This is a genomic window from Kitasatospora sp. NPDC015120 (genome assembly GCF_043080305.1).
Lineage (GTDB): Bacteria > Actinomycetota > Actinomycetes > Streptomycetales > Streptomycetaceae > Kitasatospora.
The window spans coordinates 73,313-84,471 of the sequence record NZ_JBIBVJ010000017.1; the positions used below are offsets into that span (position 1 = coordinate 73,313).

The following is an 11,159-nucleotide window of genomic DNA, read 5'->3' on the forward strand; positions in this document are numbered from 1 at the left end:
GCGACCACGACCAGCGCCGACGGCACGGCAGCCCGGCGGCGCGACCGCGATGGGGGAGTTGACCACCGTGACCACCGCCGGCAGCAGCGGAGCGCCCCAGGGCCCGGAGGACGGCGCCCCGCAGGACGACGATCCCTTCGGCTACCTCTACCGTCCGGCCGACGGCGGCTCCGGTCAGCAGGCCGAGCCGCAGCAGGGCGTGCCGCGCACGTCCTACAGCCGGCCGATGGAGGTCGGCCGCGCCCAGTACGGCCAGCCGCCGCGACCGCAGCAGCCCTACCCGCCGCAGCCGGGCTACCCGCAGGCCCCGCCGCCGCAGCCGTACCCGCCGCAGGGCGACTTCGGCGCCGCCCCGACCCAGCAGACCCGCTACGCCGAGCACTCCCGCCCGCAGCCGGGCGAGGAGCGGCCGCCGAGCGGCGGCCGCGGCAAGGGCGCGGTGATCGGTGCGGTCGCCGTGGTCGCGGCGATCGCGATCGGCGCCGGCATCGCCCTGTCCGGCGATCCGGACAAGGAGAAGGACAAGGAGGCCAAGGGCGGCACCACCGCGGCGAGCGCCCCGGCCGCCCCGGGCGGCGCCACCGCGAGCGCCGATCCGACGAGCGCCGCCGCGTCGGCCACCCCCTCGGCGACCGCCTCGGGCGGGCTGGGCCCGGTGGACGCCAGCCAGTTGCAGGGGCAGAACGCGCCCTCGGCGAACACCGTCAAGGGCACCAAGTCGGCCGACGGCAGCTACCTGACGCTCAACCCGGGCGGCACGGTCACCTGGACCGGTGACCTGGCGGCGGCCGGGACGTACAAGTTCACCGTGCACTACAACAACCCGGGCGCCGACGTGCGGGCGACCACGGCGGTGAACGGCAAGGACTGGCCGGGCGGCGCGAACTTCAAGAACTACTCGCCGGGCAAGGAGCCCGCCTCGTCCTGGTTCAACACCTACATAACGCCGCCGATGCAGGCGGGCACGAACACCATCGTGATCTCGCTGCCGCCGGGCAGCGGCACGATCCTGATCGACCAGGTGCTGCTGGAGGCGGCGTAGCCCCGAACGCGCGACGGCCGCCCGTTCCCCGAGGGGAGCGGGCGGCCGTGCCGTGTGCGGGCCGCGCCGGTCAGCCGGCCGCGATCGGGGCGAAGCGGTCGCCGCCGGTGATCCACTCGCCGTGGCGCATCACGGCGACCAGGTCGTAGGTCGTGGAGTCGACGACGGCGAGGTCGGCGGACTTGCCGGGCTCCAGGCTGCCGATCCGGTCGGCGAGGCCGAGCAGGCGGGCCGGGACGGTGGACAGCGACTCGACGGCCTGGTTGAGGCTGAGGCCGTTGATGGTGACCGAGCGCTTGAACGCCACGTCCAGGGTGAGCGTCGAGCCGGCGATCGCGCCGCCCTCGACCAGGCGGGCGACGCCGTCCTTGACCTCGACCTGGAGCGGGCCGAGCGGGTAGAGGCCGTCGCCCATGCCGGCCGCGCCCATGGCGTCGGTGATGAGGGCGACCCGGGAGGCGCCGGCGGTGCCGTAGGCGAGGTCGAGCACGGACGGGTGCAGGTGCACGCCGTCGTTGATCAGCTCGACGGTGACCCGCTCGTCCTCCAGCAGCGCCACGATCGGGCCGGGCGCGCGGTGGGCGATGCCCGGCATGGCGTTGAACAGGTGGGTGGCGACGGTGGCCCCGGCCTCGATGGCCTCCAGCGTCTTGGCGTAGTCCGAGTCGGTGTGGCCGACGGCGGCGATCACGCCGAGGTCGGCGAGCATCCGCACGGAGTCCAGGCCGCCGGGCAGCTCGGGCGCCAGGGTGACCATCCTGGCGTGCCCGCGGGCGGCGTCGACCAGCTTGCGCACCAGCGCCGGGTCGGGGTCGCGCAGCAGGTCCGGGCGGTGGGCGCCGCAGCGGTTGTGCGAGATGAACGGGCCCTCGAAGTGGATGCCGGCGAGGACGCCGTCCTCGACGAGCTCGGAGAGCACGGCCGCCTGGCGGGCCAGGTCGTCGATCTCGCCGGTCACGGTGGAGGCGACCGTGGTGGTGGTGCCGTGCTCCAGGTGGGTGCGGGCGACCTGGAGGGCCTCCTCGGCGATGCCGGAGGAGTAGGACGCGCCGCCGCCGCCGTGCACGTGCAGGTCGACGAAGCCGGGGACCACGGTGTAGCCGGTGAGGTCGAGGTCGCCGGGCGTGGCGGAGCCGCCGAGACCGGAGATCCGGTCGCCCTCGACGGCGAGGCGGTCACCCTCGACGACGCCTCCGGGCAGGACCAGCCGGGCGCCGGTCAGTGCGAGTCGGTCCGCGGTCACGCGGTCACCTCCATGGAGAGCAGATCCCAGGCGAGCAGGCCCGCGCCCAGTGACGCGGCGGTGTCTTTGAGCATGGCGGGAACGACCTCGGGGGGCATCTGGAAGGTCAGCCGCTCGGTGACCGCCGCCCGCAGCGGGGTGAAGAGGGTGTCCCCGGCCTCGGCGAGGCCGCCGCCGACGATGACCCGGGACGGGTCCAGCAGGCTCTGGGCGAGGACGATGCCGTCGGCCAGGGCCTCCACGGCGTTCTGCCAGACCGCGATCGCCCGCGGGTCCCCGGCGTCCACCGCGACGGCGCAGGATGCCGCGTCGGCGTCGGGGTCGCCCACGGCCTCGGCCCAGGCGCGGGAGACGGCGGAGGCGGAGGCGAGGGTCTCCAGGCAGCCGCGGGCGCCGCAGCCGCACTGCGGTCCGCCGGGGCGGACCACCACGTGGCCGATCTCGCCGCCGTAGCCGTGGGCGCCCGCCTCGATCCGGCCGTCGATGCCGATGGCGCCGGCGATGCCGGTGCCGAGGGCGATGAACAGGAAGCGCCCGACCCCCCGGCCGCCGCCGAGCCGGCCCTCGGCGAGGCCGCCGGAACGCACGTCGTGGCCGAGGGCGACCGGCATCGCGCTGCCGTCCGGGCCGGCCAGGCGCTCGCCCAGCAGCTTGCGCAGCGGGAGGTCGCGCCAGCCGATGTTGGCGGAGAAGACCGCGATGCCGTGCTTCTCGTCGATCGTCCCCGGGACGGCGACACCCGCCGCGAGGGGCGCGGCGCCGAAGCGGCTGCGGCCTTCGTCCGCCAGGTCGGCGGCGAAGTCGAGGATGGCGGTGACCACGGCGTCCGTGCCGTGCTCCCGCCCGGTCGGGCGGCGTGCTTCGAACAGCACGGAGCCGTCCTGGGCGAGCAGCGCGGCTTTCATGCCGGTGCCCCCCACATCGAGTGCGATGACGTGCTTCACGGAGGACAGTTTCCCTTGACCGGGTCTAAGAGGTCTAGTCCAGTTGTCGGATTGGTCTGGTCCAAAGGGGTGAGCTTTGTCGCAGAAGCGTGTGGTGTGCGGCACTTTGCACGAGCCCCTCGACGGACCCCCGGGCGGGGGCGGGACGGTTCTGGCGGGTCGGATCCGCGGATTTGTTGCGCGCTGCGCAACAAATCCCGCACTTCGATAACTACCCGGCGTTCCGGGCCCGGAGGTGTGGACCGCCGTGCGTCCGGTTTGGCACCCTTGCGGCCTTCCCCCGGCCGGATCCCCCCTGCATCCGGTCCGTTCCACCCCAGGATCCCCCTCGAAGGCGGTACCCGCGTTGGACAGGCGCGCCCAGGTCCCCACCCGGTTGTTCGGCGTCGCGTTGGCCGGAGCCCTGGCCGGAGCACTGGTGCTCACCGGCTGCGGCGGCCAGGACGACGGCCCGGTCACCCTCAGGCTGGTCGCCGCCGACTACGGCGAGAGCGCGGACACCGGCTCCAAGCTGTACTGGGACGACCTCGCCCGCCGCTTCGAGGCCGCCAACCCGGGTATCAAGGTGGACGTCGAGGTGGCGAGCTGGACCGACATCGGCAAGCGGGTCGACGACCTGGTGAAGAGCGGCAAGTCCCCCGACCTGCTGCAGACCGGCGGCTTCGCCGACCAGGTCGCCGCCGACCGGCTGTACCCGGCCTCGGAGGTGCTCTCCCTGGACACCCAGGCCAACATCATGGAGTCGTTCTCGCACGCGGGGCAGGTGCTCGGCACGCAGTACGGCATCCCGTTCGTCTCCTCCTCCCGGGTGCTCTTCTACAACAAGGCGGTCTTCCAGAGGGCCGGCATCACCCAGCCGCCGGCCACCTGGAACGAGCTCAAGCAGGCCGCCGAGAAGATCAGGGCCAAGGTCCCGGGCGTCCTGCCGTACGGGTTGCCGCTCGGGCCCGAGGAGGCGCCGGCCGAGTCGATGCTCTGGACGCTGAGCGGCGGCGGCAGCCTCTCCGACGACGTCGGCAACTACACCATCGACAGCACCCAGAACCAGGCCACCTTCACCTGGCTGAAGACCAATCTGGTGGCCACCGGTCTGACCTACCCCGAGCCCGGCAAGGTGAACCGCACCCCGGTGTTCAGCGACTTCGCGGCCGGCAAGGTGGCGATGCTCAACGGGCACCCGACGCTGCTGCGGATGGCCGCCAACGGCAAGATCGACTTCGGTACGGCGCCGATCCCGCGCAAGGACGGCCTGGCGAAGACCGGCAGCCTCGGCGTGGCCGACTGGATGATGGCGTTCAAGGCCAACGGCCACAAGAACGAGATCCGCCGGTTCCTGTCCTTCGTCTACACCAAGGACAACCAGCTCAAGTTCGACGAGACCTACAACCTGCTGCCGGTCACCCAGGACGCCTTCGACGCGATGACCAGGGACCCCAAGCACGAGGACCTCAAGCAGTTCGCGGCCGGCCTGGCCAACGCCAGCTTCTACCCGTTCGGCGACCCGGCCTGGGCGGAGGTCTCCAACCGCATCAAGGCCGGCATCGGAGCGGCGGTGACCGGTGACGCCAAGCCCGTGCTGGAGGACCTCCAGCAGGCGGCGGTGAAGGAGGCGGCCCGGATCCGCAAGTGAATCCGGGCCGGGCGGGCGCCGGCGGGCGTCAGTAGGTGACCGTGTAGAGCTTGCGGAGCGTCTCGTGGACGGTCCAGGTGGTGCGGTCGCCCGCCCGCAGCACCCCGCAGTCGCCCGGGCCGAGCTCCAGCACCGGGCCGCCGTCGACCACGACGGTGGCCCGGCCGCTCAGCACCACGAACACCTCGTCCGCCTCGACGTCGGTCGCCACCCCCGGCGTGATCTGCCAGATGCCGCTCTCCCCGGTGGCGGACCCGGTGAGCACCAGGGCGGACACCTCGGGGCTCCCGGAGACGATCTGCGCCGGGTCGAGCGGGTCGGGGACGAGCTCGGCGCTCGGGACGTGCAGGGCGAAGGCGGTGGGCGGGATGCTGGTCATGGGCGTGACGCTAGCCGCCGGGCCGGGGCGGCACAGGACGCAGAGTGTGTCGGGTCCGCGGGGGAGAATGACACTCCGTAGTGATGGACGGAGGTGGGCCCCGATGGGCGCGGACGACGAGACGGCACCGGAACCGGCTGCGCCCGGCGCCCTGGACGAGCGGGACCGGGCCGTACTGGAGCTGGAGGGCCGCTCCTGGCGGACGGCCGGCGCCAAGGAGCGCGCCGTCCGGGAGGAGCTGGGGCTCTCCAGCACCCGGTACTACCAGCTGCTGAACGCGCTGCTGGACCGGCCGGAGGCGCTGGCGCACGCCCCGGTCCTGGTCAACCGGCTGCGCCGGGTCCGCGACACCCGCCGGGCGGCACGCCAGGCCCGGCCGCAGGAGCACGGTCCGGCGTCCGGCGGATGACCTCCGGCCCGGGCGGGTACGGTGCCAGGCATGGGCCTTGCCGAGATGACGCGACCGCTGACGGATGCCGGGCGCGCGGGGCTGGCGGCGGTGCTCGCCGCGCCCCGCGACGCCGTGATCGCCCTCGACTTCGACGGGACGCTCGCCCCGATCGTCCCCGACCCGAGCCGGGCCCGGGCGCACCCGGGCGTGGTGCCCGCACTGCGCGTGCTGGCGCCGCGGGTCGGCGCGGTGGCGGTGGTGACCGGCCGCCCGGCCGCGCTGGCCGTGGAGTACGGCGGGCTCGCCGGGCTCGACGGCGTGGTGGTGCTCGGGCACTACGGCGCGGAGCGCTGGGAGGACGGCGAGCTGACCGCGCCGCCGCCGCACCCGGGCGTCGACGCGGTGCGCGAGCGGCTGCCGCAGGTGCTGGCCGCGCTCGGCGCGCCGGACGGCACCTCGGTGGAGGACAAGGGCCGCTCGGTGGCCGTGCACACCCGGCGCACGGCGGAGCCGGCCGCCGCCTTCGAACTGCTGCGCGGGCCGATGGAGGAACTGGCCCGGGAACACGGACTGGTGGTGGAGCCGGGCCGGATGGTGCTGGAGCTGCGGCCGCCGGGGGTGGACAAGGGCGCGGCGCTGACGGGGCTGCTGCGGGAGCGCGGTGCCCGTTCGGTGCTCTACGCGGGCGACGACCTCGGGGACGTCCCGGCCTTCGCGGCGGTGGAGGAGCTGCGCGGGGAGGGCCTGGCCGGGCTGCTGGTCTGCAGCGGCACGGTGGGCGACGCGCCGGACGCGCCGGTGCGCGAGCTCGCCGACCGGGCGGACCTGGTGGTCCCGGGCCCGGCCGGCGTGGTGGAACTGCTCGGCGCGCTGGGGGAGGAGCTCAGCGCAGGGCGTTGAGCTGGTCGAGGAACCACTGCTGGGGCGGCAGCGCGGTCGCGGCGGCGGCCAGCCGCTTGGTGCGGTCGGCGCGTTCGCCGGCCGCCATGGTGAGCCCGGCGTGCAGCGCCTCGGCGGTGGCCACGATGTCGTACGGGTTGACGCTCAGCGCGTCCTCGCCGAGTTCGGCGTGGGCGCCGGCCTCCCGGGACAGCACGAGCGCGCAGCCCCGGTCGGAGACCACCGGGACCTCCTTCGCGACCAGGTTCATGCCGTCCCGGATCGGGTTGACCAGGGCGACGTCGGCCATCCGGTAGGCGGCCAGTGAGCGCGGGAAGTCGTCGTCGACGTGCAGGACCAGCGGTGTCCAGTCCGGTGTGCCGAACTCCGCGTCGATCTCGGCGGCGAGCGCCCGCACCTGGTCGGTGTAGGCCCGGTACTCGGCGAGGTCGGTGCGGGAGGGGTAGGCGAAGGCGATGTGCACCACCCGGTCGTGCCACTCGGGACGGGTGCGCAGCAGGTGCCGGTAGGCCAGGAAGCCGCGGACGATGTTCTTGCTCAGCTCGGTGCGGTCGACCCGCACGACGGTGCGGCGCTCGCCGACGGTGGCGCGCAGGGCGGCGAGCCGCTCCTCGACGTCCGGGCGGTGGGCGCGCTCGCGCAGGAAGTCGGCGTCGGCGCCGAGGCCGTGGACGCCGAGCGCGGTGGTGCGGCCGGCGTGCGTGACGGTGAGCGCCTCGCGGTCGACCGTCGCGCCGAGGAACCGCTCGCAGCAGTCGGCGAAGGCGAGCGCCCAGCGGCGGGTGAGGAAACCGGCCCGGTCGGCGCCGAGGATGCCGGTCAGGACGGCCTCGGCGATGTCGTCGGGCAGCAGCCGCAGGTACTCCGGCGGCGCCCAGGGGGTGTGCGAGAAGTGGCCGATCCGCAGGTCGGGGCGGGCGGCGCGGAGCAGCGCGGGGACGAGCGAGAGGTGGTAGTCCTGCACCAGGACGGCGGCGCCCGGGGCCGCCTCGGCGGCGAGGGCCTCGGCGAAGGCGGTGTTGTAGTCGGTGTAGGCCTGCCACTCGGTGCGGAAGCCGGCGTCGAAGGCGGGGGCGGTCGGGGTGTTCCAGAGCAGGTGGTGGACGAACCAGAGGGTGGAGTTGGCGACGCCGTTGTAGGCGCGGGCGAAGGTCCGGGGGTCTATGTCGAGCATCCGCACGGCTTGCCCGCCGACGTCGTGGCCGGCCCGGTCGAGGCGGCCGTCCGGGGCCTCCCGGGCGGCCCGGCGGTCGGCGTCGGAGAGTGCGGCACAGACCCAGACGGCGTCCGGGTCGTCGATGGCGGAGAGCCCGGAGACCAGGCCTCCGCCGCCTCTGCGGAGGGTCAGCGTCCCGTCGTCCGCGGTGCCGAAGGACACCGGCCCCCGGTTGGACGCCACCAGGACGGGGGCGGCGCCGGTCGGATTCGAACGTTCGGTCGTGTCAGGGCCCATGGTTGGTTGGTTGCCGGGGGTCCGGGGTGGCAAACCCCCCGGGGCCTGACTCGTGGGTCAGGTCACGACCCCCGCCCGACCCGGAAGCCGGGCTCGCGGCGGCGGGTGGCGTACTCGGGGACGGTGTGCATCGGCGGGCGTTCGACGGCGGTCACCGGGTGGGTGTGGGCGGTGAAGGCGCGGGTGCGCGGGTCGCGGGTGAACTGGGTGAGCCGGGGGTGCAGCAGGTCGGCGGAGGCCTTGAGCCGGTGGGCGCGGTCGAGCCGTTCCAGCGCGGTGCGGTAGATGGTGGCGGCCATCCGGCCGAGCGCCTGGCCGTCCTGGTGCCGGTGGTGGCGGACGCCGACGTCCACCTGGGCGAGCGCGTCCAGTCCGGCGGTCTCCAGGGCGTCCACCAGCAGGCCGAGCTCGACGCCGTAGCCGGTCGGGAAGGGCAGCCGTTCGAGCAGCGAGCGGCGGGCCGCGTACTCACCGCCGAGCGGCTGGACGAAACCGGCGAGTTCCGGCCAGTGCAGGTTGAGCAGCGGGCGGGCGACCAGTTCGGTGACCCGGCCGCCGCCGGCCGGCACCACCGCGCCGTCCGTCTCCAGGGGCCGGTCGTACATCGCCTTGACCAGCTGGATGTCCGGCTCGGTGAGCAGCGGGCCGATGATGCCGGAGACCAGGGCGGGGTCGAACTCGCGCAGGTCGGCGTCCACGAAGCAGACGATCTCGCCGCGGGTGACCAGCAGCGAGCGCCAGAGCACCTCGCCCTTGCCGGGGGCGGCGGGCAGCCGGGGCAGGATCGCGTCGCGGTGCACGACGGTCGCGCCGGCCCGCGCGGCGACCTCGGCGGTGGCGTCGGCGGAGCCGGAGTCGACCACCACCAGCTCGTCGACCAGCGGCAGCCGCTCCATCAGCTCGCGGCGGATGATCCGGACGATCTCGCCGACGGTGGCCTCCTCGTCCAGGGCGGGCAGCACGACGCTGACCGTGCCGGCCGGGCCGAGCGCGCGCTTGGCCGCCGGCAGCGTGTGCACCGGCCGGTCGGCCGCGCTCCACGAGCGCCGGCGCAGCCAGGACGCCGTCTCGGGGAGGAGCTCGGGGGTCGGTTCGGGGGGCACGGTGCTCTCCTCGGCGGGCTCGGGGACGGGGCCTGGTGGGACGGGGCATCTCGCGTGGCGGACGGTGCCGTTCGGGGTTGACGCCTTCGGATACAGTCTTCGTACAGCGGTCGGACCTTCGCACGCCGGGGTCACCGCTGAGCAGGACCACAACTTCACAGAGCTCATCCAGAGGGACTGAGGGAACGGCCCGTTGACGTCCCGGCAACCTTCTCGCACGGCTGGCGTACGGCCCCGGCGGGACAGGTGCCAATTCCGGCCCGGGCGCGACCGCGTCACGGGGAAGATGAGGAGAGAGGCCTCCGCCACATGTCCATCGACACCGCCGCACCCGCCACCGTCGACCTCGGCCCCGCCGCCCAGCTGTCCTGTCGCGAGTGCGGAACCCGCTTCCCGCTCGGCCCCAGCTTCGCCTGCCTGGAGTGTTTCGGCCCGCTGGAGATCGCCTACGACTTCGGCAGCGAGGGCGCCGAGGAACTGCGCAAGCGCATCGAGGCCGGTCCCGCGTCGATCTGGCGCTACGCACCGCTGCTGCCGGTGCCCGCCGACGTCGCGAGCAAGCCGAACCTGAACCCGGGCTGGACCCCGCTGGTCAAGGCCGACAACCTGGGCCGCGAGCTGGGCTTCACCGCGCAGCTGCACGTCAAGGACGACTCGGGCAACCCGACCCACTCCTTCAAGGACCGCGTGGTGGCCTGCGCCATCGAGGCGGCCCGCGTGTTCGGCTACACCACCCTGTCCTGCTCCTCGACCGGCAACCTGGCCGGCGCGGTGGGCGCGGCGGCGGCCCGGGCGGGCTTCCGGTCCTGCGTGTTCATCCCGCACGACCTGGAGCAGGGCAAGGTCGTGATGGCCGGGGTGTACGGCGGCGAGCTGGTCGGCATCGAGGGCAACTACGACGACGTGAACCGGTTCTGCTCGGAGCTGATCGGCGACCCGGCCGGCGAGGGCTGGGGCTTCGTCAACGTCAACCTGCGGCCGTACTACGGCGAGGGCTCCAAGACGCTCGCCTACGAGATCTGCGAGCAGCTGGGCTGGCGGCTGCCGGAGCAGATCGTGATCCCGGTCGCCTCGGGCTCCCAGCTCACCAAGATCGACAAGGGCCTGCAGGAGCTGATCAAGCTCGGCCTGGTCGAGGACCGGCCGTACCGGATCTTCGGCGCCCAGGCGGCGGGCTGCTCGCCGGTCTCGGCCGCGTTCAAGGCCGGCCACGACGTGATCCGGCCGGTCAAGCCGGACACCATCGCCAAGTCGCTCGCGATCGGCAACCCGGCCGACGGCCCGTACGTGCTGGACATCGCCCGGCGCACCGGCGGCGCGGTCGAGGACGTGACGGACGAGGAGGTCGTGGCCGCGATCCGGCTGCTGGCCCGCACCGAGGGCATCTTCGCGGAGACCGCGGGCGGCGTGACGGTCGGCGTGCTGAAGAAGCTGGTCGAGACCGGCCGGCTGGACCCGTCGAAGGAGACCGTCGCGATCAACACCGGCGACGGCCTGAAGACCCTCGACGCCGTCTCGGAGGCCGGGATGACCGCCGTCATCCGGCCGACCCTGGAGTCCTTCCGGGGCGCCGGCCTGGCGTCCGCCTGACCCCCCGTACTCCACCCGCCCCCCCGCGCCGCCCCCGCGCCCGCACCGAGGAGACCCCCATGAGCGCCAACGTCCGCATCCCGACCATCCTGCGCACCTACACCGGCGGCGCCAGCGAGGTGCCCGCCGAGGGCACCACGCTGGGCGAGGTCATCGCCGACCTGGAGAAGAACCACGCCGGGATCGCCGCCCGCATCCTGGACGACACCGGCAAGCTGCGCCGCTTCGTCAACGTCTACGTGAACGACGACGACGTGCGCTTCGCCGAGGGCCTGGCGACGGAGATCAAGGACGGCGCCAACGTCTCGATCATCCCGGCGGTCGCCGGCGGCTGAGCCCCGCCGTGCCCGTTCCCGCCGGACGGACGTGCCGTTGACCGGCCGTGGGGGGGGCCGGCGAACGGGGCGCGGCCCGGGGCCCCGGGGTTTTGGGGGGGATTTTTGGTGGCCGGGCGGGGGGAAGGGGGGGCGGCCCGGGCCCCGGG

11 protein-coding genes and 1 riboswitch are annotated in these 11,159 nt (G+C 74.2%); of the genes, 6 read left to right on the forward strand and 5 right to left on the reverse strand.

Going from position 1 to position 11,159, the window contains the following annotated elements; all coding sequences use genetic code 11:
* Positions 1–58: 58 nt before the first annotated feature.
* Positions 59–1,042 (forward strand): hypothetical protein, encoded by a 984-nt coding sequence (locus ACF1AK_RS28625; protein ID WP_391501716.1) that lies wholly within the window; start codon positions 59–61, stop codon positions 1,040–1,042.
* Between the two features lie 70 nt (positions 1,043–1,112).
* Here the strand turns inward: ACF1AK_RS28625 and nagA are convergent, their stop codons facing one another.
* Positions 1,113–2,285: an N-acetylglucosamine-6-phosphate deacetylase gene (gene nagA / locus ACF1AK_RS28630; RefSeq protein ID WP_391501717.1), complete on the reverse strand. Its 1,173-nt coding sequence runs from the start codon at positions 2,283–2,285 to the stop codon at positions 1,113–1,115.
* On the reverse strand, positions 2,282–3,229 hold the full coding sequence (locus ACF1AK_RS28635; protein WP_391501718.1) for an ROK family protein: 948 nt from the start codon (positions 3,227–3,229) through the stop codon (positions 2,282–2,284). Before ACF1AK_RS28635 ends, nagA begins: the two co-directional genes overlap by 4 nt.
* Positions 3,230–3,575: 346 nt before the next feature.
* Here ACF1AK_RS28635 and ACF1AK_RS28640 point away from each other — a divergent pair, with 346 nt between their 5' ends.
* On the forward strand, positions 3,576–4,859 hold the full coding sequence (locus tag ACF1AK_RS28640) for an extracellular solute-binding protein (protein ID WP_391501719.1): 1,284 nt from the start codon (positions 3,576–3,578) through the stop codon (positions 4,857–4,859).
* A gap of 28 nt (positions 4,860–4,887) precedes the next feature.
* On the opposite strand, the gene ACF1AK_RS28645 is transcribed toward ACF1AK_RS28640, so the two are convergent.
* Positions 4,888–5,238, reverse strand: a complete 351-nt coding sequence (locus ACF1AK_RS28645; RefSeq protein WP_391501720.1) for a cupin domain-containing protein — start codon at positions 5,236–5,238, stop codon at positions 4,888–4,890.
* Positions 5,239–5,341: 103 nt separating this feature from the next.
* Between ACF1AK_RS28645 and ACF1AK_RS28650 the strand changes: the two genes are divergently transcribed.
* Both ACF1AK_RS28650 and otsB read left to right on the forward strand, forming a co-directional pair.
* On the forward strand, positions 5,342–5,647 hold the full coding sequence (locus tag ACF1AK_RS28650; protein WP_391501721.1) for a DUF3263 domain-containing protein: 306 nt from the start codon (positions 5,342–5,344) through the stop codon (positions 5,645–5,647).
* Between the two features lie 30 nt (positions 5,648–5,677).
* Positions 5,678–6,529, forward strand: coding sequence for a trehalose-phosphatase (otsB, locus tag ACF1AK_RS28655; RefSeq protein WP_391501722.1), 852 nt, complete (start codon positions 5,678–5,680; stop codon positions 6,527–6,529).
* Here otsB and ACF1AK_RS28660 read toward each other — a convergent pair.
* Entirely contained in the window at positions 6,513–7,982 is a 1,470-nt protein-coding gene (locus ACF1AK_RS28660) for a trehalose-6-phosphate synthase (protein ID WP_391501723.1), read from the reverse strand. The two genes, otsB and ACF1AK_RS28660, sit on opposite strands and share 17 nt — an antisense overlap.
* Before the next feature lie 62 nt (positions 7,983–8,044).
* Positions 8,045–9,085, reverse strand: a complete 1,041-nt coding sequence (locus ACF1AK_RS28665) for a glucosyl-3-phosphoglycerate synthase (protein ID WP_391501724.1) — start codon at positions 9,083–9,085, stop codon at positions 8,045–8,047.
* Between the two features lie 161 nt (positions 9,086–9,246).
* A riboswitch (SAM riboswitch) is annotated at positions 9,247–9,378 on the forward strand.
* A gap of 16 nt (positions 9,379–9,394) precedes the next feature.
* Between ACF1AK_RS28665 and thrC the strand changes: the two genes are divergently transcribed.
* Both thrC and ACF1AK_RS28675 read left to right on the forward strand, forming a co-directional pair.
* Positions 9,395–10,675, forward strand: coding sequence for a threonine synthase (gene thrC / locus ACF1AK_RS28670; RefSeq protein ID WP_391501725.1), 1,281 nt, complete (start codon positions 9,395–9,397; stop codon positions 10,673–10,675).
* 59 nt (positions 10,676–10,734) lie between these two features.
* Positions 10,735–11,010, forward strand: a complete 276-nt coding sequence (locus ACF1AK_RS28675) for a MoaD/ThiS family protein (RefSeq protein ID WP_350553263.1) — start codon at positions 10,735–10,737, stop codon at positions 11,008–11,010.
* Positions 11,011–11,159 lie beyond the last annotated feature (149 nt).